The 25,386-nt window shown below is 61.4% G+C and carries 23 protein-coding genes; 12 read left to right on the top strand and 11 right to left on the bottom strand.

The window, feature by feature from the left end; all coding sequences use genetic code 11:
• Positions 1-466: 466 nt before the first annotated feature.
• From HAD_RS02255 to HAD_RS02245, 3 genes are all read left to right on the top strand, one after another.
• Positions 467-1,324: a hypothetical protein gene (locus tag HAD_RS02255; protein WP_035569187.1), complete on the top strand. Its 858-nt coding sequence runs from the start codon at positions 467-469 to the stop codon at positions 1,322-1,324.
• Positions 1,325-1,528: 204 nt separating this feature from the next.
• Entirely contained in the window at positions 1,529-2,323 is a 795-nt protein-coding gene (locus HAD_RS02250; protein WP_156942132.1) for a hypothetical protein, read from the top strand.
• Positions 2,324-2,328: 5 nt separating this feature from the next.
• A complete protein-coding gene (locus HAD_RS02245) occupies positions 2,329-3,147 on the top strand; it encodes a pentapeptide repeat-containing protein (RefSeq protein WP_035569185.1) in 819 nt (272 codons plus the stop codon).
• A gap of 61 nt (positions 3,148-3,208) precedes the next feature.
• On the opposite strand, the gene uvrB is transcribed toward HAD_RS02245, so the two are convergent.
• From uvrB to HAD_RS18715, 6 genes are all read right to left on the bottom strand, one after another.
• On the bottom strand, positions 3,209-5,413 hold the full coding sequence (gene uvrB / locus HAD_RS02240) for an excinuclease ABC subunit UvrB (RefSeq protein ID WP_035569183.1): 2,205 nt from the start codon (positions 5,411-5,413) through the stop codon (positions 3,209-3,211).
• A gap of 92 nt (positions 5,414-5,505) precedes the next feature.
• Positions 5,506-6,699, bottom strand: coding sequence for a hypothetical protein (locus HAD_RS02235; protein ID WP_035569182.1), 1,194 nt, complete (start codon positions 6,697-6,699; stop codon positions 5,506-5,508).
• A complete protein-coding gene (locus HAD_RS02230) occupies positions 6,686-7,237 on the bottom strand; it encodes an ImmA/IrrE family metallo-endopeptidase (RefSeq protein ID WP_035569180.1) in 552 nt (183 codons plus the stop codon). The genes HAD_RS02235 and HAD_RS02230 overlap by 14 nt, the downstream gene beginning before the upstream one ends.
• Before the next feature lie 155 nt (positions 7,238-7,392).
• On the bottom strand, positions 7,393-8,904 hold the full coding sequence (locus tag HAD_RS02225; RefSeq protein ID WP_035569179.1) for an inorganic phosphate transporter: 1,512 nt from the start codon (positions 8,902-8,904) through the stop codon (positions 7,393-7,395).
• 99 nt (positions 8,905-9,003) lie between these two features.
• Complete coding sequence (locus HAD_RS02220) at positions 9,004-9,450, bottom strand: group III truncated hemoglobin (protein WP_035569177.1); 447 nt, start codon at positions 9,448-9,450, stop codon at positions 9,004-9,006.
• Positions 9,451-9,460: 10 nt separating this feature from the next.
• Positions 9,461-9,613 (bottom strand): hypothetical protein, encoded by a 153-nt coding sequence (locus HAD_RS18715; protein WP_199285837.1) that lies wholly within the window; start codon positions 9,611-9,613, stop codon positions 9,461-9,463.
• A gap of 229 nt (positions 9,614-9,842) precedes the next feature.
• Here HAD_RS18715 and HAD_RS02215 point away from each other — a divergent pair, with 229 nt between their 5' ends.
• Positions 9,843-11,045, top strand: coding sequence for a BaiN/RdsA family NAD(P)/FAD-dependent oxidoreductase (locus HAD_RS02215; RefSeq protein ID WP_035569175.1), 1,203 nt, complete (start codon positions 9,843-9,845; stop codon positions 11,043-11,045).
• Here HAD_RS02215 and HAD_RS02210 read toward each other — a convergent pair.
• Together HAD_RS02210 and HAD_RS02205 are read right to left on the bottom strand one after the other, a co-directional pair.
• Positions 11,038-12,345: a cytochrome P450 gene (locus HAD_RS02210; RefSeq protein WP_051595860.1), complete on the bottom strand. Its 1,308-nt coding sequence runs from the start codon at positions 12,343-12,345 to the stop codon at positions 11,038-11,040. The genes HAD_RS02215 and HAD_RS02210 overlap by 8 nt on opposite strands.
• Positions 12,346-12,506: 161 nt before the next feature.
• A complete protein-coding gene (locus HAD_RS02205; RefSeq protein ID WP_035569173.1) occupies positions 12,507-13,364 on the bottom strand; it encodes a sterol desaturase family protein in 858 nt (285 codons plus the stop codon).
• Positions 13,365-13,546: 182 nt separating this feature from the next.
• Between HAD_RS02205 and HAD_RS02200 the strand changes: the two genes are divergently transcribed.
• The 6 genes from HAD_RS02200 (at position 13,547) to HAD_RS02175 (ending at position 20,298) form a co-directional block, all read left to right on the top strand.
• On the top strand, positions 13,547-14,209 hold the full coding sequence (locus tag HAD_RS02200) for a TetR/AcrR family transcriptional regulator (RefSeq protein ID WP_035571480.1): 663 nt from the start codon (positions 13,547-13,549) through the stop codon (positions 14,207-14,209).
• Between the two features lie 67 nt (positions 14,210-14,276).
• Entirely contained in the window at positions 14,277-15,563 is a 1,287-nt protein-coding gene (locus HAD_RS02195; protein WP_035569170.1) for an MFS transporter, read from the top strand.
• A 135-nt stretch (positions 15,564-15,698) separates the two neighbouring features.
• Positions 15,699-16,496, top strand: coding sequence for a TVP38/TMEM64 family protein (locus HAD_RS02190; protein WP_051595858.1), 798 nt, complete (start codon positions 15,699-15,701; stop codon positions 16,494-16,496).
• A 150-nt stretch (positions 16,497-16,646) separates the two neighbouring features.
• Complete coding sequence (locus HAD_RS02185) at positions 16,647-18,182, top strand: 2-isopropylmalate synthase (RefSeq protein WP_035569167.1); 1,536 nt, start codon at positions 16,647-16,649, stop codon at positions 18,180-18,182.
• 80 nt (positions 18,183-18,262) lie between these two features.
• The gene (locus HAD_RS02180; protein WP_035569164.1) at positions 18,263-19,183 is read left to right on the top strand and encodes a DMT family transporter; all 921 of its coding nucleotides are present in this window, start codon (positions 18,263-18,265) and stop codon (positions 19,181-19,183) included.
• A 32-nt stretch (positions 19,184-19,215) separates the two neighbouring features.
• Positions 19,216-20,298: a PLP-dependent cysteine synthase family protein gene (locus HAD_RS02175; RefSeq protein WP_035569162.1), complete on the top strand. Its 1,083-nt coding sequence runs from the start codon at positions 19,216-19,218 to the stop codon at positions 20,296-20,298.
• Between the two features lie 144 nt (positions 20,299-20,442).
• On the opposite strand, the gene HAD_RS02170 is transcribed toward HAD_RS02175, so the two are convergent.
• Complete coding sequence (locus tag HAD_RS02170; RefSeq protein WP_156942130.1) at positions 20,443-20,757, bottom strand: NepR family anti-sigma factor; 315 nt, start codon at positions 20,755-20,757, stop codon at positions 20,443-20,445.
• 487 nt (positions 20,758-21,244) lie between these two features.
• On the opposite strand from HAD_RS02170, the gene HAD_RS02165 reads away from it, so the two are divergent.
• Entirely contained in the window at positions 21,245-22,711 is a 1,467-nt protein-coding gene (locus HAD_RS02165) for a sigma-54-dependent transcriptional regulator (RefSeq protein WP_035569157.1), read from the top strand.
• 27 nt (positions 22,712-22,738) lie between these two features.
• On the opposite strand, the gene HAD_RS02160 is transcribed toward HAD_RS02165, so the two are convergent.
• Together HAD_RS02160 and HAD_RS02155 are read right to left on the bottom strand one after the other, a co-directional pair.
• Positions 22,739-23,716: a bifunctional helix-turn-helix transcriptional regulator/GNAT family N-acetyltransferase gene (locus tag HAD_RS02160; protein ID WP_035569155.1), complete on the bottom strand. Its 978-nt coding sequence runs from the start codon at positions 23,714-23,716 to the stop codon at positions 22,739-22,741.
• A 119-nt stretch (positions 23,717-23,835) separates the two neighbouring features.
• Entirely contained in the window at positions 23,836-24,744 is a 909-nt protein-coding gene (locus HAD_RS02155) for a hydrogen peroxide-inducible genes activator (protein ID WP_035569153.1), read from the bottom strand.
• 442 nt (positions 24,745-25,186) lie between these two features.
• Between HAD_RS02155 and HAD_RS18810 the strand changes: the two genes are divergently transcribed.
• Positions 25,187-25,309, top strand: coding sequence for a hypothetical protein (locus HAD_RS18810; RefSeq protein WP_277813270.1), 123 nt, complete (start codon positions 25,187-25,189; stop codon positions 25,307-25,309).
• Positions 25,310-25,386 lie beyond the last annotated feature (77 nt).

Genomic DNA, 25,386 nt, shown 5'->3' with positions numbered 1-25,386 from the left:
GGTCACGGCCTACAGCCTTTCCTTGCGGGGTCTAGCTCCCCTCCGGAATACGCCACCAGCTTTGTCCCTTCATCCCGCCGGGCCCTTTGCGCCGCTGCTCTCACAGCTTTGCTCCTGACCCGGACCGATCCGGGGGCGGCGTGCTCTGCCTCCGTTCCGTTGCCGGGTCTGCTCCCGGCTGGTTTCGTTGGCTTAACGAAACGATCTCACCAAAGCTCGCCTGAGTCGAGTCCTTGTCAAAAATTTTTCATGCAGCAGGCGAAGAATTCCACAGGTTTCAAATCGCCTGTGAATTTGTTGCGCTGCACACGGAGGAAGCCCGGGCGTCAGGGGGTGGACAGGCCGCCGCCAAACACCCTCACGAACACACTCTATACGCCCTCTATACACCCTCTATGGCGTCCTCCGGGGCGTCTGGCCGGGCCCGCGAATTCGTCTGATAAGGCCCCGTGGCAATCTCTGCCCCATGACAGAGCACATGACGACCCGGCCGCAAAAGCCACCGAAACAGACTCGCCACCGCCGCACCCGGGCGGAGCTTGACGCGCTGCGCACCCTGGCACGGGCGGCGGCCCTTGGCGGCGAAAGCCTCGCCAGCCTCCGCGCCCGCCTCCAGATTCCGGAGGCGACGCTCACCCGGTGGGCCCGGCTGGACGGCTACCGGCAAATAGACCTCAGGGCGCGGGAAGAAGCAGACGCCGCCTCGCGCGGGGAAGGGGCGGACGCGGTCGAGGCCATCCGCCAGCAGGCGGACGAGTTGTGGCAGATGTGCGAGGAGATGCAGGACCGGCCGACCACCGGCGCGCGGCGGCAAGTGGACCTTGCCCGCGCCCGCACGCTCGCCCTCGCCGAGGCCGGGCATCTGGATGCGGCAGAGGAAGAGATCGCCGCCGTCCGCCGCCTCGCCCGCATCCTCTCCTTCAGCCGCGCCGGCACGGGCGAGATGGAAAAGTTCCAGAACCAGGCGGCCGTCATCGTGCGCCAGAAAGGGCTGGAGCGGGCGATGGCCTATGCCCGGCAGATCAATGAAGAGGCCGAAGCCGAAGCGGCCGCCCGCAAAGCCGCCGGCCTGCCGCCCCTCCCGCCACCAGAGCCGGACCCCGACAGCGCCGCCTGGTCAAAAGCCGACACCGACGCCTTCTACGAACACCTCCGCGAAAAAGACCGCACCCGCGACTATTGGGCAGAACTAGTGGAGCTGAGGCGGAGGGAGCGGGAAGAGGGCGCGCCGCAGGATGGGGAAGCTGGCGCCGCCCGCGCCCGTGCTTCGACTTCGCTCAGCATGAGCGCTCCGAATGTTCCGCCCGACCGGGACTCATCCTGAGCGAAGTCGAAGGATGAAGCGGGAAGAGCGGAACCCAGTAGGGTGGGCCCACACGAAGCGATACCCACCAACACACCCCGCGGCATGCTCGACCGGTGAGTATCGGCTCCGCCTCAACCCATTCTACGTTTGCTTGATGCTTGTAGATAGGTTTTGGAGCAAGTAACCTGTCACTATAAATTGAACAGAATTCGCGGGGACATTATGAAAAGGCGTGACAACAATCCGCGGGCATTTGCTGAAACTGTTTCGATAAGTGCTTGGAGAAGTACCTACGATGACACAACTGGCATAGCCGATCTGCATATCGATGTAGTCTTTGCGGAGGGAAGAGTTGGTGGTGAAGCAGACTCGCCAGTTCGTTTCCGATTGTCCCTCAAGCGAGCAGAGGTTCATGTCGTAGGCGATGTTGGTGAGGTGATTTCGTTCCCACCCAAAGATGTTGCAAGAGCACCTGTTCAAACTGTGTCCGTTAAGGACACCGAAAACAAAAAATCAGCGGCGAATCTGTCGGGTGGAATTCAGCTATCCTCCAAAAAAGCAGACATCGGATTAGAGGCGACCGGCAATACGTCATTGGAGAAGGCTCGTGAAACGACCATGGAGTTGGCGGGCAATGAACTCCAATTTCAACATATGAAAACGCCAAAAGGCTATGCTTGGGTGATCACGCCTATTCTTAAGCCGACGCTCAACGGTCAGCCTTGGGATTCAGCAGAGCGGCGCCTAACAATGAAAGACAAGTCACATCCGCGCTTGAAAGGTGAGCCGCCAGAACCTAGAGTCGAACTGCGCTGTAGGCGCGAAGATCTCGAGATTACCGATATTCAGTTCAAGAAGCGCCCATCCAGTATCTGGGGGAATCTTAGCCAATCTAAGCGACTTGCAGTCGAGCAGTACATCAAAGATGAACTCATGAAAATTGGATTTGAGTGTGATGATCTGAGTGATCCTTTTGCGCAGATCGTATTGGCTGACGTTGTCCCAGAAGAGGGCTGATCTCAGTGTTCCTCAAAATTGACCAGATAATTGATGCGCCCACGGATAACCCGCTGGAGCTGGCTAAAGTTGCTGGATGTGATCCTAAGCAGTTCTTCCGTGGTGCTTCGTTCCAAGGTGTGGATGTTAGGGGGCTGGATTTGAGTGCCATGGATCTGACTGGGGCAGACTTTACGGGAATTGTCGCCGATATGTCCACCAAGGCACCAAAGGAGCACTTGACCGAAATTAGAGAAAAGGCATTTTTGTCTCTATTCTTCTCGCTCGAACCGGTAGTAACGGAAAAAAACTATTTCGACCACTACGCAGATCTTGAGTTGATACGTCAATTTGCAGAGGAATTGAGAATCGGCGTTCCTGAGGTGGTTTCACGCTATTTTCAAGATGAAGAACCGGAGTTTCGGAGTCTTACAACCCAATCCTTTAAGGATCCGCGGGCGGTCGCAAACAAAGCTCTTCTTAAGGAGGTAAAGCGATTAGGTTTGTACAGCCGGTTAACGCCATTTCTATCCTTGGAATTTGAAATTTCAGCCCCCAATAATAAGCCGCCCACGGATGAGGTAGAGATTTTCTCAATAGGGCTTGAGAGCGGATATGAAATAGAATTGATCGGTGGACGGCAGATTTTGGTTTTCCGTAGCGACAGTGGTGCGGAGTTCGATACCACTCTGGATCTTGTGTTTTCGACCAAAGCTATACCCAGGCGGGATAAGGGCATCGAACTGCGTATCCAGACGGAAGAAGGTAAAGTTCGAGTAGACATTCAAAAGATCGATGGTCGGAATATTCGACTGCCAGAAATCCGGGTGAAGCGTGAAAAATAAGGCAACTACAAGGTAGGCTGCATGGGCCAGCGTGACGAAATAGACACCCTCTCTAATTTTTCTAAAGCCCCAATTCCTCTTCCCGCAGCCGCTTCACCTCGTCTCTCAGGCGCGCCGCTTCTTCGAACTCCAGGTTTGCGGCGGCTTCGCGCATCTGCTTCTCATAGTCGGCGATGACGGCCTTGAGGTTGTGGCCGCTGGCTCCGGCGAGGGCGGGGGCCTTGTCCTCGGCCACGGCGCGGGTGCGGCCGCGGGACTTGCCGCCATCCTTGCCGCGGCCCCGGCCCTTGGCGCCGCCGTCTTTCTTCTCGCCCAGTTCGCCGAGGATGTCGGCGACGTCGCGCTTGATCGTGGTCGGCGTGATGCCGTGTTCCTCATTATAGGCCATCTGCTTGGCGCGGCGGCGGTCGGTCTCGTCCATGGCGCGCTGCATGGAGCCGGTGATCCTGTCCGCATAGAGAACAACCCGCGCCTCGGCGTTCCGCGCCGCGCGGCCAATGGTCTGCACGAGGCTGGTCTCAGAGCGCAGGAAGCCTTCCTTGTCCGCATCGAGAATGCCGACAAACCCGCACTCCGGAATGTCGAGCCCCTCGCGCAGCAGGTTGATGCCGACCAGCACGTCGAACTGGCCGAGGCGCAGGTCGCGGATGATCTCGATCCGCTCGATCGTGTCGATGTCAGAGTGCATGTAGCGCACGCGCACGCCGTTCTCGTGCAGGAAGTCCGTCAGGTCTTCCGACATCTTCTTGGTCAGCGTCGTGATCAGCGAGCGGTAGCCCTTGGCGGCGACGGCCTTCACCTCGGCCATGACATCGTCGACCTGGTTGGCGCCATCATTGGAGACGGGGCGCACTTCCACCGGCGGGTCGAGCAGGCCGGTGGGGCGGATGACCTGTTCGGTGAACACGCCGCCGGTGCGGTCCAGCTCCCACGGGCCGGGCGTGGCGGAGACGTGCACCGTCTGCGGGCGCATGGCGTCCCATTCCTCGAATTTCAGCGGCCGGTTGTCGAGGCAGGAGGGCAGGCGGAAGCCGTATTCGGCCAGCGTCGACTTGCGGCTGAAGTCGCCTTTGAACATGGCGCCGATCTGCGGCACGGTCTGGTGGCTCTCGTCGCAGAAGACGAGGGCGTTGTCGGGCAGGTATTCGAACATGGTCGGCGGCGGCTCGCCCGGCTTGCGGCCGGTGAGGTAGCGGGAATAGTTCTCGATGCCGTTGCAGCTGCCCGTGGCGGCCAGCATCTCGATGTCATACTGCACGCGCTGTTCGATGCGCTGGGCCTCCAGCAGTTTCCCGTGCTTCTCGAAGTGCGCGATGGTGGATTTCAGCTCCGCCTTGATCTGCTCGATGGCCTGGTTCAGCGTCGGGCGGGGCGTCACATAGTGGCTGTTGGCGTAGATCTTCACGGCGGGCAGCTTCTGCTGCGTGCGGCCGGTGAGGGGGTCGAACTCGGTGATGCTCTCCAGCTCGTCGCCGAAGAAGGACAGCTTCCAGGCGCGGTCCTCATAGTGGGCGGGGAAGATGTCCATCACGTCGCCCTTGATGCGGAAACTGCCGCGGGTGAAGTTGATGTCGTTGCGCGTGTACTGGTTCGCCACGAGGCGCTCTGCCACGGCGCGCGGGTCGATGCGCTGGCCCTCTTCCAGCTTGAACGTCATCGAGGTGTAGGTCTCGACCGAGCCGATGCCGTAGATGCACGACACCGAGGCGACGATGATCACGTCGTCGCGCTCCAGGATCGAGCGGGTGGCCGAGTGGCGCATCCGGTCGATCGCCTCGTTGATGGAGGATTCCTTCTCGATATAGAGGTCCGACCGCGGCACATAGGCTTCCGGCTGGTAGTAGTCGTAATAGGAGACGAAATACTCCACCGCATTGTCGGGGAAGAAGGATTTGAACTCGCCATAGAGCTGTGCGGCGAGCGTCTTGTTGGGGGCGAGGATCAGGGCCGGGCGCTGGGTCGCCTCGATGATCTTGGCCATGGTGAAGGTCTTGCCCGTGCCCGTCGCGCCGAGCAGCACCTGGTCGCGCTCGCCGGCGGCGATGCCCTCGACCAGTTCCGGAATGGCCGTGCGCTGGTCGCCCGCCGGCTCATAGGGGGAGGCGACGCGCAGCGGCCGGGAATCGTCGACGCTGACCCAGTTGCGGTCCGGCCGGTGGGGCGTCCAGTTGTCCGACGGCAGCGCCCCCGCCGCATCACGCGCGAAGCCATCCGCCCCGAAAATCGTCGGGGCTTCCGAAACACCTTTAGAGGGAGACCGAGCCATGCCGTGAGATATGGAGCGGGGGAGGGGGCGTGTCTAGGGTGTTCTTGTTTTGTGCAAGTTTCAATGGGGCGTATGGACTGCTAAACGGATGGTCATTTCTCTTTGGGGTTCTCAGGCGTCTCTGATTTTTCCTCAATTGGCTTAGCGTTCAATGCTTGAATCTGATCGGCTCCCGCTTTCGTCGGAGGCGTAGAACCTTCAGGGCCGTCACCCATCTCTGAAGCAATTTCTATTTCATGCTTGCGAATTTCTTTCGACCAGATGCTCGCGATGTGTTCCAGCAACTTCATATAGTTGCCTGGTGGGGTCGAAAATTTTTTCTCTTCACACTGATAGATGAATGGTGGAAAGAGCTTATTCTTTGCGTCGGCAAAGAATTTTTCAACGTAACTTGCCACAACATCTTGAGAGCATGGGTCGCTTTGGGGGCGGAGTTCATCTTCTGCTTTAGAGAGTTCATCATTCGGCGACATGCAGTCGAGCCAGAAGATCGGGTAAGGGGTTCCGCCTAACACGCCCTTCATAGCTTCGCGTCCGAGGTATCTGAGTCTCAAGGCTTTGTTCGCCGAAGAATTCATCGTCAGCTTCGAGAGGAAGTAAGCGATCTCTATTGATACTGGAAATCGACGAGCAGATGCGAACTGGGCCAACCGAAAACCAGTATCAACTGCTGGTCCGATATAGTCTTTAATATAGTCGCTTTTGCGCGCGTTACTTTGATCTTCGTACCACTTCCTCAGACGGTAGTACTGTCCGGTTTTTCCGGAGGGCTCTTCAGATTTTGTGGCGGTGCTAGATAGGTCGCTCCAAAATGCTACTTCATGGTTCCCTATTGGGAAGCCAGCCATCCAAGCCGTGGCTTTTAGGTCTAGGTTCGAGCGCTTTTCTTTTAGGCTGGACCTGTAACTGAAGACGGCCTCCCGCCACGCAATCAAAGCTACGACGACTTCTCCTGGGTGTCGTACGTTGTGAACGTAAATTAGTTCGTCGCCATTGATTTTCCACAGCGAGGGGGAAGTAGTTTCCTTCCAGTGCTCCTCAACAATTGAATCATCCAAAAAAGTAGAAGTCCATTTTTCGAGAAATGTTAGTTCAAACTCGCCGTAGAAATCTATCAATGAATTGAACCATTTCGCTCCCACTCCGTCTAAGGAGCTTGCTGATGCGCTCTGTCCGTTCAACACGTCCTCATCATGCTTCAACTTGGTCGAGCCGATGAGATCTACACTCAAAAATAGTTTGAGTGAGGGCGTTAGAAATTCCGGAACTTCTTCAGTCGCCGACATTGATGTCTAGCGCTTTGGCGCGAATGGATGCGGCTTGGCTGGAGACGCCAAACTCGCTGGCAAGCTGTCCGATGGATTTAACGCGAATTGCTGTTTTTTTAAATTCAGCCTCAGGCATTAAAAAAGCGGAGGCAAACCAATTGGCTTCCCACTCGGCTCTGTCTGATCCATAGCGCGTTGCTTTGAGTTTGAATGGAACGCGTTTTTGTACCTGCAGTGGCCAAAGGTAGTGGAGGACATAATGCCCCAATTCGTGGGCCATTGTGAACGTGTCTCTCAGCGGTGATGTGTCGCTTGGAATGTATACTAGAAAGTCATTCTGTGAGCGTACTATTAGTGAACCGTCTTCTTTTCCGCGCTCTGCCCAGAAATCCTTTACGAGAACTTTCCCGCCTATATGTTCAATAACTGACTTCACGTCACCATCGAGTTGATAGTTGAGTTGATTTGCTATGTTTTCTGCAATGTTGAAGACGGAGGTCTTCAGTAAATTAGTCGGTTGCGGAGCTTCAAAAGCGTCCGTTGCTTGGTCGATCATATTAGAATCCAGCACACACGAATCGCAGAGTCTTGGCGAACATAATAGCAACATACCTGATTTACAAGAATAAATTGTAAAGTTGGGCAGTCACTTGAATCCTGGTCGGCCTCTTGGGGCCGCAGAAAAACAGCTCAGTTGCCAACTGAACCGCCTCAGACCACGCCGAAGAGGCGTTCCAGCGCGAAGAAGATGACGGCCGCGATACAGGCCGAGGCCGGGACGGTGATGACCCAGGCGGCTGCAATCGTGTTCACATGCGCGCGGCGCACCAGCTTGCGGGCGGCGCGGCGGCGCTGGACCCCGGCATACTGGGTCTTGGCCGCGTTCGGCGCATAGGCGTGGATGTAGCGCAGGCGCGTCTTCGAGTTCGCGGTGAACCATTCCCGGAAGAAGCCGACCCCGAACACCGCGCCCACGGCGATGTGCGTGGAGGACACCGGCAGGCCCAGCCAGCTGGCGATGATCACGGTCACGGCGGCGGCCAGCGCGACGCAGAAGGCGCGCATCGGGTTCAGCTTGGTGATCGACTGGCCGACCATGCGGATCAGCTTCGGCCCGAACAGGACGAGGCCGAAGGAGATGCCGGCGGCGCCGATCAGCATCACCCAGATCGGGATGTGGACCTTGGAGGCGACTTCGCCGGCCTCGACCGCGTGCACGATGGCGGCCAGCGGGCCGATGGCATTGGCGACGTCGTTGGCGCCGTGCGCGAAGGAGAGCAGGGCGGCGGAGAAGATCAGCGGCCACACGAACAGATCGCGCAGGGACTGGTTGCGATTGGGCATGCCGCGCGACTGGCGCTTGATCAGCGGGTGCGTGAGCAGCCAGGCCAGCACGGCGACACCGGCGCCGATCATCAGGGCGTGCGGCATGTCGATATGGATGAGCTTCTTCACGCCCTTCAGCGCCATGTACGTGCCGAAGGCGCCGGCCATGATGGCGATCAGCACGGGCACCCAGCGGCGCGCCGCGGCGATCTTGTCTTCGCGGTAGATGATGAAAATCTTGATGAAGGCCAGCACGCCGGCTGCGATGATGCCGCCGAGGACGGGCGAGATGACCCAGCTGGCGGCGATCGAGGCCATGGTGGGCCAGTGCACCGCGCCGAAGCCTGCCGCTGCGATGCCGGCGCCCATCACGCCGCCGACGACGGCGTGGGTGGTCGAGACCGGCGCGTTCAGCACGGTGGCGAGGTTCACCCACAGGGCCGAGGAGATGAGGGCCGCCATCATCAGCCAGACGAAGGTCTCGGTCGTCGGCACGGTGGCGGGGTCGATGATGCCCTTGGAAATGGTCGAGACGACATCGCCGCCGGCCAGCAGGGCCCCGGCGCTTTCGCAGATGGCGGCGATGACGAGGGCGCCGCCGATGGTCAGCGCCTTGGAGCCGACCGCCGGGCCGACATTGTTGGCCACGTCATTGGCGCCGATATTCAGCGCCATATAGCCGCCGATGGCCGCCGCTGCGATGATCAGGAGGCCATTGTCCTGTCCGCCGAGCAGGGCGCCGCCGACAACGACGATGGCTGCGAGGAACAGGAAGGCGAGACCGGGACCAACCACGCTGCGGGCGGTGGCCTGGACGGCGGCCTCAGCCCTGCCAATTTTGACGAGGTCCTTGTCCAGGGTTTGCTTGACGAGTGTCGGATCTTTGCCGTCAGCCATGTGAGCCCCTTCGCTTGCAGGCGATGTGCTGCATCAGCCGCATGCCGCAGGAATTTTCAACTGGATTCGAAATATCAGGCTGTAGATGTCATAAGACTGTCACGAAACTGATGCTTTCAGCGCGAAGATCATGGCCTGGAAATTCCGGCCGATCATGCTGGCCCGGTCGTAGAAAAAATCGGCCGCGGCGGGATTCGGCATCAGCTCGTCCACCGTCTCGCGGAACAGGCCCAGCCAGCGCCGGAAGTGCGCGTCGGTGATGGTGTCCGACAGGCGCAGGTGCGCCGGCATCGGGCGGCCATCATAGCGCCGCGTACCGAGGGCAATGGCCGACCAGAAATCCTTCAGCTTGGCGAGGTGCGGGTCCCAGTTTTCGCCCAGCGTGGTGAGGAAGACGGGCCCCAGCAGGTCATCCTCCCGCACGCGGGCATAGAATGTGTCGACCAGACGCGAGACCAGCGCCTCGTCGATGCCGAGGGCTGCCGCGTTTTGTTGCATCGAAGCCTGTCGTTCCTCGCCGGAGCGGCGGATGGCATCGTCGGTCATGGTGTGATGTTTATTCCTTGGGTGGCTCGACCTGTGGCGGGGTCACCGGCGCGCTGAACGCCTTGCGCACGACCCAGGCCGTAATGCCCACCATGATCACGACCAGGCAGCCAAACCCGATCAGGGCGTAGATTGCCAGATTGTCGACTGTCAGATTCCCCATAACCGTCTCCTGCACGGTTGCCTCTTGTGCCGCGCAGGGTCGGACCTGACCCGGGAAAAATCAATACGTAACCTTACCGAGGCGGGCGGGTTCGCCGATCAGGGGGCTTTCCTGCGGGCGGCGCCTTCCATTTCCGCGTGGCCGCCCGTCCTGATCAAGGGAAGGCGCGCCGGGGCTCAGCGGCCGATCAAGCTTGCGCGGATGACAATAGCTGCGGCATAGGCCCGGCATGTCTGCGGCAGAGCCCCTCTCATATGATGCCATTGTGCTGGGCGCCGGGGCGGCGGGCCTGTTCTGCGCGGCGCGCATGGGGCAGGCGGGCCAGCGCGTGGCCGTGCTGGACCACGCCGCCAAGCCCGCGGAGAAGGTGCGTATTTCGGGCGGCGGGCGGTGCAACTTCACCAATCTCGAAACCGCCGCGAACCGGTTCATCAGCCAGAACCCGCATTTCGCGAAGTCTGCGCTCGCCCGCTACACGCCGTGGGATTTCACCAGCCTGATGGCGGTCCACGGCCTGACCTGGCACGAGAAGACGCTGGGCCAGCTGTTCTGCGACCAGAAATCCGGCGCGATCATCAAGATGCTGCTGGACGAGTTGGACAAGGGGCAGGGGGAATTGCGCCTTGGCACGCAGATCACGGCGGTGACCCATGCCGATGGCGTGTTCATCGTGGAGACGGGCGCAGGCGCCTTCACCGCGCCGAAACTGGTTGTTGCGACCGGCGGCCTCTCCATTCCGAAAATGGGCGCGAGCGGCCTTGCCTATGACATCGCCCGCCAGTTCGGGCATGACATCGTGCCGACCCGGGCCGCGCTCGTGCCCTTCGTGTTCACCGGCGCCGACCATGAAGACTTCGCCTCCATCTCCGGCGTCGCCTGCGATGTACGCGCGGCGGCGGGCGGGGCGGCCTTCGAGGAAGCCATGCTGTTCACGCATCGGGGCCTGTCTGGTCCGGCGATCCTGCAGGTGTCGTCCTACTGGCAGCCGGGGGAGGCGGTGCAGCTCACCCTGCTGCCGGGCACCGACATTGCCGGACAGCTGAAAGAGACCAAGCAGGGCCGCCCGATGCAGACGCTGGCCAGTGCGCTGGAAAGCCTGTTTGCCAAACGGCTGGCAGAGCTGGTGCTGCGGCGGGCGGGACTCAGCCCCACGGCGCGCCTCGCTGACCAGTCGCACGCCACGCTGGACAGCCTGGCCGCGTCCCTCACCGCCTGGCAGGTCCGGCCGGCGGGCACCGAAGGCTACCGCACCGCTGAAGTCACGGCGGGCGGCGTGGACACGGACGGGCTCTCCTCGCGCACGATGGAAAGCCGCCATGTGCCGGGCCTCCACTTCATCGGCGAATGCGTCGACGTCACCGGCTGGCTCGGCGGTTACAATTTCCAATGGGCCTGGGCCAGCGCCGCCGCAGCCGCCGAACGCGCTAGCTGATCTTGTATTTCACCGGCAGGCTTTTCAGGCCGGAGACGAAATTGGCACGGGTGCTTTGAGGCTCCCCGGCCAGCTCGATCGAGTCGAGGCGCGGCAGCAATTCGTTCAGCAGGGCTTTGATCTCCATCCGGGCGAGGTGCATGCCCAGACAGACATGGACGCCATAGCCGAAGGCGACCTGTTTCTTCACATCGCGGTCGACGCGGAATTCGAACGGATCGTCGAAGATCTCTTCATCGCGGTTGCCGGACCAGTAGAACAGGGCGAGCCCGTCGCCTTTCTTGATCGTCTTGTCACGGAGTGTGTAGTCCTCCGTCGCCGTGCGCATGAAATGCTTCACCGGCGTCGTCCAGCGGATCATCTCTTCGATGGCGTTCGGCAGGAGGGAGAGATCGTTCTTGAGCTTCGCCAGCTGGTCCGGGCGCCGGATCAGTTCCAGCATGCCGCCGGAGACGGTGGAGCTGGTCGTGTCATGCCCGGCTGTGGCGACGATGATGTAGTAGCTCATCGCTTCGCGCTCGCCGATCGGCTGGCCGTCGATCTGGCCATTGGCGATAACGGTGGAAACATCGTCGCGTGGATTGGCGCGCCGGTCTTCCGTAATGGCGCCGAAATACTGGAACAGCTCCTGCGCCGTCTTCAGCAGGTCGACGCCCTGGTCGCTGGTCATGGTCTGCCCGTCTTCGGCCTTGTTGTCGCTTTCGCCCGCCACGTCCGGGTCGCCGGGGCCGAAGATTTCCTGCGTCATCTTCAGCATGAATTTTTCATCAGACCTCGGAACGCCGAGGATCTCCATGATCACGCGCAGCGGATACCAGAGGGCGACTTCCTTCACGAAGTCGCATTCTCCGCCGAGGCTTGCCATATGGTCGACATGCTCCTTGGCGAGCGCGGCGATGCGGGTCTCCAGCTTGCGCAGGTTTGGCGGCATGAACCAGGACTGGGTCAGGGCGCGCAGCTTCATGTGGACCGGATCGTCGAGATCGACCAGCGTGCGGAAGAGGTGGGTGTCGCCGGTTGTGGCCTTGATCCACTCCTCGCCGGCCTTCGGGCTCAGATAGGTACGGTCGTGATTGATGAAGATCTTGTTGTTCTTCTCGACCTCCAGAATGTCTGCATGCTTGGTGATCGACCAGAAGGGGCGGAACCCGTCCGGCTGGGTCCAGTGCACCGGGTCGTCCCGCCGCAGCTTGCTGTAGACCTCGTGGATATCCCAGCTTGCATAAAGGTCCGGATGGACGATCTCGTCATCCAGCGTGTCCCGTTTGAAGCCCGGAAAGGCGGCTGTTCCGTCGGCCATGATTTCCTCCCTTTTCTTTTAGGGAAGCAGACGACGTCCCGCGGCCCGGCGTCAAGCCGTGCCGCGAGGAAATCGCCTTTTTCGGCTCGCAGGATAATGCGCCCCGTTGCGGGATGAGCGCTGCCCGCCAGTGGTCTGTCCGGGGCAGGCTTTCATGTCGCTTACGGAAGGTCCCCTTCGGTCGCGGTGCTGTAGGCTGGCTGCTCCTTCGGGCGCTTGCCGAACAGGTTCAGCGGGTAGAAGGCTTCTTCGGCCCAGTGAACCTGTCCGCCCGGTACGCCGTAGCGGGACGGCTGGTCGTCTGGCAGGAAGAGCGTGCCGAACATCCAGTCGAAGACGGAGAGGCACAGGCCGTAATTGCAGTACATCTTGCCGTTCTTGCCATAGCCGTGATGGGCGTGGTGCATGGTCGGCATAATGAAGACATGCGACAGGGCGCGGAAGGCGGGGCTCGACAGCAGGCGGGCGTCTGCGCGCCAGTGCATGTGGGTGAACGTGTTCCAGAGATAGAAGACGACCATGTAGATGGCGACCCCCGGTTCCATTCCGGCATAGATGAACAGCGCAATCATCCAGATGTGCGGCGTGAACACGGCCCAGAAGATGTTCTGGCGCTGCACGATGGAGGAGTTCATGGTCGTCGCGGAATGGTGCGTGCGGTGGATCTTCCAGAGCCAGGCCAGCTTGTGGCCTTTCTTCTGGCCGACATGCCCCCAGCGGTGGATCCAGTAAAAAGCGAACTCCACGGTGAAGAAGACGATCAGCGCCGCCTGCCAGATCGGGACGGAGGCGGCGAAGCCCGCGCCTGCAGGGACCAGCCATGCGGCCAGGTAGCCGACGGCCAGCGCCATCAGGGGCCGCGTCGTGGCCGAATTTGTCAGGAAGGTCAGCACCGTCAGACCGAAGTCGCGCCTTGTATAGGTGCGCAGCCGGCCGGTCAGGGCCTCGATAATGAAGATGATCAGCGTCGCCAGATAGACCCAGAGCGCGTCCGAGAGTGTGAAAGTGTGGTCCGGCATTGTGTTGGGTCCTCGTCTGTTTCGCTTGAGTTTCCGTCGTGTGGAGACGTGCGCGTGGCCGCCTCTCTCCTGTTGTGAGGTCACATTTAATGTATATGCATTAATTGGGCAACTGTCATAATGACCGGGATCGCGGCATAGAGAGGCGGCGACCCAGAATGTCAGGCAAGGGGCACAGGGAATTGACCCGTCAGAGCGAAACGAAAAACGGCCGGACGGCGATTATCGAAGCGGCAGAATCCCTGTTCGCCGAATACGGCCTGCACGGTGCCTCTTTCCGTCAGATCAGCGAGGCGGCGAACCAGAAGAACGCCTCCGCCATCCAGTATCATTTCGGATCGCGCGACCAGCTGGTGGAAGCCGTTTTCGAAAACCGGATGCGCTATGTGAACCCGAAGCGCCTGGCCCTGCTGGAGGAGGTCCGGCCGACCGGCGGCACCGGGGAAGCCCGCGCGCTGGTCAGCACCTGGGTCTGGCCGCTGGCCGAGGAGCTGCGGCCGAGAGAGGAGGGCAATCACTATGTCCAGTTCATGGCGCGGGCGACGCGGGAAAAACAACTGGTGATCCAGCTCGCTCCGGCAGATCTGATGACCGGCTGGTTCCTTGCGGCCGACCGGCTGAAGCAGCTGATGACCCATTTGCCGGAACAGGTCATTCGCACACGGCTGCTGGCAGCGAGCGACCAGTGCGTGAACTGCCTCGCCGCTTTTGAAGCAGAGCAGGCGGGCGCCTCACCCGATTTCGAACTTCAGGTCGAAACCCTGATCGACATGATCACCGCCGGCCTGATGGCGCCGATGTCCGCGGCCACCGAGCAGGCAGTGAAACGTCGCAGGAAAGCCTGAGACACGTTCCCGCACGCAGTGAGCGGGAATTGTCGCCGGGCCGCGCGCCCCCTATGACAGGCAGGCGATGAGCGAGCCGACACCGACAAGTTTGCGACACAGGGTTATTGCTGGCTTCATCGGCAACGTCATCGAATGGTATGACTTCGCCCTCTATGGCTACCTTGCCGGCGTCATTGCGCCTGTCTTTTTTCCATCGGAAGACCCGGTTGCCGGATTGATCGCGACCTATGGGATCTTTGCGGCAGGTTTCCTGATGCGCCCCATCGGCGCGGCGCTGTTTGGCTGGTTCGGGGATACCTATGGCCCGGCCCGGGCAATGCAGATCTCGGTCGTACTCATGGCCTTGCCGACGCTGTTCCTGGGCATGCTGCCAACCTATGCGACCGCGGGGATCCTGGCGCCTGCGCTGCTCGTCGCCGTCCGCCTCTTGCAAGGCCTGTCGGTCGGCGGGGAGTTTTCTTCCTCGGCCACCTATCTCGTTGAGACCGCTCCGCCGGACAAACGCGGGCTGACCGGCAGCTGGGCCAATATCGGATCGATGACCGGATCGCTGCTCGGGGTCGGCGCGGCCGCCCTGACGACAAACCTGTTCGATGCCGACACGGTCGCGTCATGGGCATGGCGCCTGCCATTCCTGGGCGGCTCCCTGCTGGGCGTTCTCGCCATCTGGATCCGCCGCAATGTCGGGGACTCCCGGCATTTTCAGGCGCACCATGAAAACCGTACTGACAGCTCGCCCCTGTTGCAGGCGTTTACGACCAATCGGCGGGAGACGCTCCTGGCCGTTGCCTTCGCAGGCTGTTACGGCGCGTGCTATTATATCGGGTTCGTTTACCTGCCCGAATGGCTGTCGGCGCAGGGGCTGATGGACCGCGGCGGCGCCCTGGCGATCAATACCGGCATGACGTTTCTTGTGATTCCCCTGATGCCCTTGTTTGCGATTGTCGGAGACACATGGCTGCCGCGCCGGACCTGGATTGCAATCGCCATGCTTGTGCTCGGGGTCGCCGGGTGGCCGCTGCATGAATGGATGCTCGCCTCCGGCGGATCGCTTGCCTCCATACTGGTTGCCCACCTCGTTGTCTTTTCGCTGTTGGCTGTCCCGCTTGGATCGGGGCCCGCCCTGTTTGTCGAGATGTTTCCAGCGAGAGACCGGCTGTCAGGCTATTCGGTCGCGTTCAATGTCGGCCTGGGCGTGATCGGCGGGCTGACGCCGCTGATCGCTTCAAGCCTGATTGCGGTGAGCGGGCTGAACACGGCGCCCGCGATATACATGATCCTTGCCGCTTTCGGCGCCGTGGTCGCATTGGGCTTCGTTCCGGACCGCAGCCGGGTGGCGCTGCGCCTCTGATCATCCATTTGTTGTGGTCAAATCCCGGTAAAAAACCGAATGGCTGGGATATCGGCCTGATTCCGGGGTTTGGCGGGGGCGTGGCGGGCAACTGGCGGCCGATTGCCTCAATCCTGACACCAGTTTTGACGTTTGTTGCTGCTTGACGTTGAGACGGCGGCGGATCACATCGCTTTCACCATGAAAGAGCCGTTGCCAGCCACTCCTCCTTCGGACACGCCAGCCCGCCGGGCCATGCTGCTCGGCGGTGTGCTTTTGGCTGTTGTGCTGCTGGTCTTCATTCTCGGGAAACTGGGGGTGCTGCCGAGCGGTGAGGCGATGACGGCCTGGATGGATGGCATGGCCGACAGCCCCTGGGGCCTGCCGGCGTTGATCCTCGTCTTCTGTGTCGCGGCGTTTCTGGGCGTCCCGCAATTCGCGCTGATCGCTGCTGCCGTGGCGGTGTTCGGGCCGTGGGCCGGGGCGGGCTATTCCTGGATCGCGACCATGGCGTCGGGAGCGCTGACCTTTTACGTCGGGCGGCTGACGGGCGAGCAGGCCTTCCGCCGCTATGCCGGTAAGACCGCAAACCGGCTGGCGGGCTTTATCGGGCGCAATGCCTTTGTCGCCAGCGCCGTCGTACGCAATGTGCCGACCGGGCCGCTGCTGCTGGTCAACATGGCGTTCGGCGTCAGCCATGCGCGCTTCCTGCCATACTGGGCGGGCATGGGGCTGGGCAGCCTTCCGAAGATCCTGCTGATCGCCTTTGCCGGACGCAGCCTGCTGGCCGCGCTGCAGGGAAATCCGGTGACCGCAATCTTCACCGCGCTGGCAGCAGTTGCCGTTTATGGAGGCATTGCCTTCTGGGTGCGCCGAAAAGTGCGGAACACGGGGCAATCTGTTGCCCTGATCGGATCAGGCGCGGTTGACAATTCGGCCGATCTGCCGGAATAACCGCACTATGCGCAAGAATATGCCCCTACTCCTGCTTCTTACCGGCCCCTGGCCGGTGCCGACTGCCCCGCACTAAGCCGGGGGCAGGCGCACGGTCAGGGGATTCTAGCCAAACCTTTTCCGATAGTCCCCAGATCCAGGCAGCCTGCCATGACCAAGCCAGACCATATTCGAATCTTTGACACCACATTGCGTGACGGCGAACAATCGCCGGGCGCGTCCATGACCCATGGCGAGAAACTCGAACTCGCCGCCTTGATGGAAGACATGGGCGTCGACGTGATCGAAGCCGGTTTCCCCGCCGCATCCGAAGGCGATTTCGCCTCCGTCAGCGAGATCGCCCGCCGCTCGAAAGAGGCCATCATCTGCGGCCTCTCCCGTTCGACCGAGAAAGACATCGCGCGCTGCGGCGAAGCGGTGCGGAATGCTGCGCGCCCGCGCATCCACACATTCATTTCCACCAGCCCGGTGCACATGAAGCACAAGCTGCAAATGGGCCCGAATGCCGTGCTCGAAGCCGTCGGCCGGTCCGTTGCCCAGGCCCGTAACCTGGTCGACGATGTCGAGTGGAGCGCCGAGGATGCAACGCGCACCGAATTCGACTTCCTCTGCAAATGTATCGACGTCGCCATCCAGAGCGGCGCCACCACGATCAATATTCCCGACACGGTCGGCTATTCCCACCCGGACGAATATGGCGCGCTGTTCCGCCGCCTGATCGAGACCATTCCCAATTCCGACAAGGTGATCTGGTCGGCACACTGCCACAATGACCTCGGCCTGGCTGTCGCCAACTCCATCAGCGCGGTCGCCAATGGCGCCCGCCAGGTGGAATGCGCGATCAACGGCCTCGGCGAACGCGCCGGGAACGCGGCGCTGGAAGAAGTCGTGATGGCACTGCGCGTCCGCAGCGACACGCTGCCCTACACGACCAATGTGAAGAGCGAATACCTCTCGCGCGCCTCCGCCATGTTGAGCCGCATCACGGGCTTCCCGGTGCAGTACAACAAGGCCATCGTCGGCAAGAATGCGTTCGCGCATGAAAGCGGCATCCACCAGGATGGCATGCTGAAGAATTCCGAGACCTACGAGATCATGAAGCCGGAAGATGTCGGCGTCGCCAAGACCTCGCTGGTCATGGGCAAACTGTCGGGCCGCCATGCGTTCCGCGACAAGCTGGAATCGCTGGGCTACGTGCTGGAGCAGGACGCATTGAATGATGCCTTCAAGCGCTTCAAGGCACTCGCCGACAAGAAGAAGCATGTCTTCGATGATGACATCGTGGCGCTGGTGGACGATCAGCTGGCAGAGGATGGCGAGCGTGCCATGTTCAAACGCCTGCGCGTCGTGGCCGGCACCGAAGGCCCGCAGACCGCCGAGATCGACCTCGTCATGGATGGCGAGGACAAGTTCGCCATTGCGCGCGGCAACGGCCCGGTCGATGCGGTCTTCAACGCGATCCGCTCGCTGATCCCCCATGCCGGCAAGCTGGACCTCTACCAGGTGCACGCGGTGACCGGCGGCACGGATGCCCAGGCGACCGTGTCGGTGCGGCTCAACGATGCCGACGGCTTCATGGCCACCGGCCGGGCGTCCGACCCGGATACGCTGGTGGCGAGCGCCAAGGCCTACCTCCATGCGGTCAACAAGCTGGAGAACCGCAAGGCGAAGCGCCGCGCGGCCTGATCCTTTTCTGAAACCAGCCTCTTGTCTCCCGCGCCGTGCGCGCAGGAGACAGGTGTGCTGTGTGCTGACGAGACCGCCTCATGGAACTCTGGATCCCGGTCACCCTTGCGGCGGCGTTCTCCCAGAATTTACGCAATGCGCTGCAGAAGACGCTGAAAGGCCGCCTCAGTACATGGGGCGCCACGGCCAGCCGGTTTGTCTTCGCCGCGCCGCTGGCCGTGCTCTTCTTCCTCGTGCTCAGCGGCGGCATGGGGCAGGGCGTCGGCGTTCCGCCGGACAGGTTTTATGCCTGGGGCATGGCGGGCGGACTGGCCCAGATCGTGGCGACAGGCCTGCTGATCCATCTGTTCTCCCACACGAATTTTGCCGTCGCCACGGCCTTCACCAAGACAGAACCCCTGCAAACGGCCCTGTTCGGTATCGTGCTGCTCGGAGACCGGCTGACGGCCGGCGCGGCGGTCGCGATCCTGATCAGCCTTGTTGGGGTCATTCTCGTTTCCATACCCTCGTCGAACGGGCCAGGCGGGCCGGACGCGAAGCGTAAGGGACGCTGGAAGCTCGACCGGAAGGTCTGGATCGGCACCCTTGCCGGCGGTCTCTTCGGATTCTCGGCGGTGGCCTATCGCGGGTCGTCCCTGTCGCTGGCTGATGGCGGCGCATTGCTGAGGGCCTCGGCGTCTCTGGCCTTTGTCACGGTATTTCAGGCCATCGCCATTCTCGGCTGGCTGGCCTTGCGGGAACGCGGACAGGTCACCCACCTTGTGCGCGCCTGGCGGGTCGCGTCGCTCGTCGGGGTGACCGGCATGCTGGGCTCGCTTGGCTGGTTCACGGCGTTCACGCTGGAGAATGCCGCCCATGTGCGGGCCGTGGGGCAGATCGAGGTGATCTTCACGCTGGGCATCTCGATCCTGTTTTTCCGCGAGAAGGTCACGCCGCGGGAGATCGCAGGTGTATTGCTTGTGGCAGCCGGTGTTGTCGCGCTGGTGCTTCTGGCGCATTGAGGGCGCAGACGTCCGGAACACAGGAGACAGGCATGGCGGAAGGCTGTTCGGTGCCCATCATGGATCGCGCCTGGGTGCGCGAGGCGGTGCAGAAGATCAATGCGGATTTCAACCGGTCCGCCGATACACACCTGATCAAGGTGGAGCTGCCGGCCTTTCCGGACCAGACGCTCTATCTGAAGGACGAGTCCATCCATCCCTCCGGGAGCCTGAAACACCGGCTGGCGCGGTCGCTGTACCTGTATGGCCTGTGCAACGGGCATATCGGACCGGACACGGTGATCGTGGAGTGTTCGTCAGGGTCGACCGCTGTGTCGGAAGCCTATTTTGCGCGCCTCCTCGGCCTGCGCTTCATTGCCGTCATGCCGAAGGGCACGGCGCCGTCCAAGATCGAGAAGATCACCTTCTATGGCGGAGAACCGCATGAGGTAGAGCCCGGCGACATCTATGCCGAGGCCGAACGGCTGGCCTGCCAAGCCGGCGGCCATTTCATGGACCAGTTCACCTATGCCGAACGGGTCACGGACTGGCGCGGCAACAATTCCATCGCCGACAGCCTGTTTGCCCAGCTGGCGCTGGAAGACCATGCGATCCCCGACTGGGTGGTGATGAGCGCGGGGACAGGCGGTACATCGGCCACGATCGGGCGCTATATCCGCTATCGCTGTGACCTCGCCGCGAAGACGCAGCTGCTCGTCGCCGATCCGGAGAACTCGGTCTTTTACGAGCATTACCGTACAGGCGACCCCTCATTGCGCATCCAGGCGAAGTCCCGGATCGAGGGGATTGGCCGGCCGCGCGTCGAGGCCTCGTTCCAGCCGCGCGTGATTGACCGGATGATGCAGGTACCGGATGCGGCGTCCATTGCCACCATCCACTGGCTGGAACATGTGCTGGGCCGCAAATGCGGCGGGTCGACCGGAACGAATGTCTGGGCCGCCCTGCACATGATGCGCGAGATGCGCACGGCCGGGCAGGCCGGTTCGGTGGCGACCCTGATCTGCGATGGAGGCGAGCGCTATCTCGATACCTGCTACAATCCGGACTGGATCGCGCGGGAGGCCCTGGACCTTGCCCCGCATACGCAGTGGCTTACCGAGACGACGGGTATCTGAGGGGATCTGGGCCGGTCATGCGCCAATCCGGGACATGCTGGGCGTAAACTTTCTCGCCTGAATCCGGACTGAATCTGACCTGAATCGGGTCAGATGGGCGTGTAATTCCGGGACGGAGCCGATGAAAAGGCGCGGAGCCCGCGCTCAGCTTTCCTCGTCATCGGGATTGGCGTTCTTTTGGGTTTCTTCTTCACGAATGCGGGCAATCAGGGCTTCGAACTTGTCCGGAACAGGCTCTTGCAGAAGGGCTTCGAAGGTTTTCTGCAGGGCGGCGCTCAATGCCTGAGACGCACCACCGGGCAGTTCTTCCGGTAGCCCCTCGGGCTGGTCCTTATTCGGAGATTTATCCTTCATGAAATCTCTTCCCCGACATGCCAAATCCACGAATTCCCTTTGAGGCATATCGCCGACGATGCATATCAGGCGATCAGGTGATCGCAACCTGAATCTCAAATCCATCGAAGGTTATCCTGATTTCATCTGGCATGATCTATGCCTATTTCTTCCGGTGCCCCTAATTCAGAGCGGCGAAATCAGCAATAGTTACAACACAGAACGGAAAACTTGCCGCAGGCTGATAACTCGGCGGACTAAAATTTTTGTCAGTAGTTTTTTCTATTCGTATTCCATATTTTAATGTGCCCGGCCGGCGGAAAAGGGCGTTCGAACGCCGAAAATTGGCAGTCTTCCTGCCAGATGCGAATCTCTTCCGGGGAGGAACAGCCGCCCATCAGGCCACCTGCCCCGGGTTTCGCGGGTCGGGGCTGAAAACGGCCTGAAAACGGCCCGATCCCTCAAATTTCATCTATTCCTTCAACCGTAACTCCATCCCCCTGTGTCAGAACGGGCCGTAACGATGTGGCACGCCCAATGTGCCGGATTGAACAAATGACCATGTCTGAGTGGGCGCAAAGACCTGCCTGGCAACCAACAGGGTGATGAAATTATGGCTAAAACGGTCCTCGTTATCGATGACGATCCGACGCAACGCCGCCTGCTTCAGGCTGCTGTGGAAAAGGCGGGCTTTGCCTGCCGCACCGCGCCGGATGGCGAAGCCGGCATTGCGCTGGCTGCAGACTCGAAAGATGGCATCGACGTCGTCCTGCTGGACCTGACCATGCCAGGCCTGTCCGGGATGGAAACGCTGGAGCGTCTTGCCGCCAAACGGCAGGACCTGCCGGTCATCATGCTGACTGCGACCAGCGGGATCGACACGATTGTCCAGTCCATGCGGGGCGGCGCGGTCGACTTCATCGTCAAGCCGGCCAATCCGGAGCGCGTGGTTGTCAGCATCCGGAACGCCCTGAAGATGCAGTCCCTGACCGGTGAGGTGAAACGCCTTGCCCGCAAGGCAGAGGGCGGGATGTCATTTGACGACATGATCGCGTCTGCCGCGCCGATGCGTCAGGTGATCCGCCTCGCGGAGCGGGCCGCTGTTTCCGATATTCCGGTCCTGATCCTCGGTGAAAGCGGTGTCGGTAAGGAAGTTGTTGCCCGCTGTATCCAGGGCGCGTCGACCCGCGTCGGCAAACCGTTCGTCACCGTCAACTGCGGTGCCATTCCGGAAAACCTCGTTGAGTCGATCCTCTTCGGCCACGAGAAGGGCGCCTTTACCGGCGCTGTGTCGAAAGCGCTCGGCAAGTTCGTCGAGGCCGATGGTGGCACGCTGTTCCTGGACGAGGTCGGTGAACTACCGCTGGACGCGCAGGTGAAACTGCTGCGCGCCCTGCAGGAAGGCGAAGTCGACGCTGTCGGGTCGCGCCGCCCGACCAAGGTGGATGTACGGATCATCTCCGCCACCAACCGCGATCTTTCCCAGCAAGTGGCTGACGGCACGTTCCGCGAAGACCTGTTCTATCGCCTCAACGTGTTCCCGATCGACATGCCGAGCCTGCGCGAACGCCGCGACGACATTCCGGCCCTGGTCGAGCATTTCGTTGCCCGCTTCAATGCGAGCGAAGGCACAAAGGTTTCCGGCGTCGCCGACGACACGTTGAAGATGCTGTATGCCTTCGACTGGCCGGGCAACGTCCGCCAGCTGGAGAACGCTGTCTTCCGCGCCGTGGTTCTGTGCGACGGCGACACGCTGCGCCCGCAGGACTTCCCGCAGATTTCCGGCCAGATGCCGGACATTGCCAGCCTTCCGGCCGCCCCTGTGGCGACCTCAGCCGAAGCGGCGGTTCCGTCTGCCAGCGGCGTGGCGGCTGCCGGCGAAGGCCCGATTTCCATCATGGACCCGGATGGCGAGATGCGCGCCCTGCAGGACATCGAACGCGACATCCTTCAGTACGCCATTGACTTCTATCAGGGCCATATGAGCGAAGTCTCCCGCCGCCTCGGCATCGGCCGCTCCACGCTTTACCGCAAGGTGCGCGAGTACGATCTCGACATGCACGAGCGCGAAGCGAGCTGATTTCCTTCAGATCTGTTTGAGGCCGCCTCAGTCCTGGGGCGGTCTCGACAGGTCGTATGACATCGCCACATCGCAGCGCGCATAGCGTTTTCCATAGCGGTCCATGATGTCTGCGTCGTGGAGGAAACCGGCCTTTTCATAAAGGTGGATCGCCGCGGCGCACTTCCTGTTGGTCAGCAGGAACAGGTTTTCGATCGGCAATTGCCGGGCGCGCTCGATCGTCCGTTGCAGGAGAAAGTCTCCGGCCTTCAGGCCGCGGGCGCTGGCGCGCACGCCCATCTTGGTCAGCTCGAACGCATCGCCATCCACCGGCATGAGCGCGCAGGTGCCGATAATGCCGAGGCCGTCTGCCTCGACGAACAGGATGACGCCGCCCCGGTCGATGATCAATTCGCGCGGATGCTCGATGATCTCGATGTCCTTTTCTTCCAGCGTGAACATGTCCTCGACCCATTCGCGGGTGATTGCATCGAATTCGGGCGCGAGCCGGTCGTCATATTCGACCAGACGCAGGGCCGGGCCTGCGCCTTCATCGAGAATACGGTCGTGCAGGGAGCGTTCCTGCAGGGCGGCTTCGATCCGGGCAATCTGGGTCAGGAAGTCGGCGTCCGGGCCGTCGCACAGGCGTTCGGCCGCGCGGCGTACCTGGGGCCACAGGTCCCGCTTCAGGTCGTTGACCAGTGCCTCGCCTTCCGGCGTCAGGCGGACCTGCTTCTGGCGGCTGTCGCCTTCGACCGGTGACACCGTCGTGAGGCCCATCTTCTGCAGGGCATTATGAATGCGCGTGACGGCGGGCTGGCTGATGCCGACGGCGTCCACAGCTTCGCTGACACTGAGCGGGCCATAGGTGGCAAGCGCGGCCAGCAAGGGGAAGTGCGTGCCTTGAATCGGCAGGTCGCGGTCGGCAAACACCTTGGTCGCATCCGCCTGCATCCGTTCCGCCAGCCGCTTCAGCCGGCTTCCGAGTGCCAGCGGTCCCATTTCAGCCAATACGTCTCGCGCCATGCCGGGCCCCTTATGTATGTGGGGTTATATAACTTGTTATATGACTGGAATTGTCAAGCCGGAGGCGAGGATTTGTCTGCTCTCAGGCGGTGTTGTTGACCGGTTTGGAGGCCGCCGCGTCAGCCGCTCGAGCCGGTCAGCTGTTCCTTGATCACCTCACCCACCTTGCGGGCGTCGGCTTCCCGCGGGCTGCCGGCGCGCCAGGCGATGCCGATCCGGCGGCCAATGACGGGGCGGACGAACTCCCGCACGGCGACGTCGCTTCCGACGTTCAGCCCATGGTCTACGGCCAGTTTCGGAAGGAGGGAGACGCCGAGCCCGCCGGCAATCATGTTGACCAGCGTACCCAGCGAGGTCGCCGCCACCTGGTCCTTGCGGGCGCCGGTCCGCATCCGGCAGATGGACAGGGCGTGATCCCTCAGACAGTGGCCGTCTTCCAGCAGCAGCAGGTTCTCGTCGACCAGGTCTTCCGGGGTCAGCCCGTTCTTTTTGGCCAGCGGGTGATTGGCCGGGGCGGCGAACAGGAATTCGTCGTCCATCAGGGTCATGCTTTCGATCCCGGGCGTATCCCAGGGCAATGCGATCAGGGCGGCGTCCAGCGTTCGCGTGCGCAACTGGTCGATCAGGCGTCCGGTCTTGTCCTCATGCAGGTACAGCTTGAGGTCGGGATAGGCGGTGTTCAGCGCACTTACGGTCTGGGGCAGCACGAAAGGGGCGATGGTCGGAATGGCGCCAAGGTGGAACGGCCCGGTCAGCATGGCGCCGGCACTCTGCACCGCCTGCACGAGGGCATGGGCATCGTTCAGCAGGGCCGAGGCGCGGGCGAGCGCGATTTCACCGGCATGGGTGAGGCTGGCGCCGCGGGCTTCCCGCTCTGCCAGTTTCACGCCCAGCAAATCCTCCAGTTCACGGATCCCGGCCGACAGGGTGGGCTGGGTCACGTGGCAGGCCTCGGCCGCGCGTGAAAAGGAGCCGGATTCGCCAAGGGCGACCAGGAACTGCAATTGGCGGAGTGTCGGGATAATCATAGGTCTGCTCTATGGCGTAACGGCAAACCATCAAAATTTCTTTTTGTCGCATGCAAAAAATCACCGGAATCGCGAAATAATTATTATTCAATAAAAACAGTGCGTTATTGGGATTCTTGAGGTTCGGGTGGGGGTAAAATAAGCCTAGGGTGACTCTGCGCGAAAAAAACTTCATCCAAGGCGAGAAAAGTTTGGAACGGTTTTGCGCCTCCGGACATAGTCCTAGTGAACCGTTCGGGGCGGGACATCTCAACTCCCCACCCAAGACCCTCGTTTCGAACGGCGAAAATGGCTCGGCAAGCCGGAACACAGCGTCCGCCACCCATCAGGACGCTCGGCACCGTCCCCCTCCCAAGCCAGATGGCTTGTCGGGCCTATTTTTCTCCCTCTCCGGACTTCAACATGACCATGACGGACCCTGGGCCGCCCATGCAGGATCTGCATGCGCCGTGACCAGGGCGACTGGCCTTTTCTTGCTGCAGGCAAAGTCAAACTGCGGGGGCTGGAAAGTAAAAGCAGGATTCCGGAGACCAATTCCGGACTGCTGCGCAAATCGCAGGCCTGAAATCTTAAAAACTCAGTAACTTTTGATGTGCCTGTGGATAACGGACGCAATTTCGACATCGAACTGATTCAAAAAGG

The organism is Hyphomonas adhaerens MHS-3, assembly GCF_000685235.1.
Classification (GTDB): Bacteria; Pseudomonadota; Alphaproteobacteria; order Caulobacterales; family Hyphomonadaceae; genus Hyphomonas; species Hyphomonas adhaerens.
The sequence above is the reverse complement of the archived record's forward strand: the minus strand, read 5'-3'. Positions and strand labels throughout refer to the sequence as shown.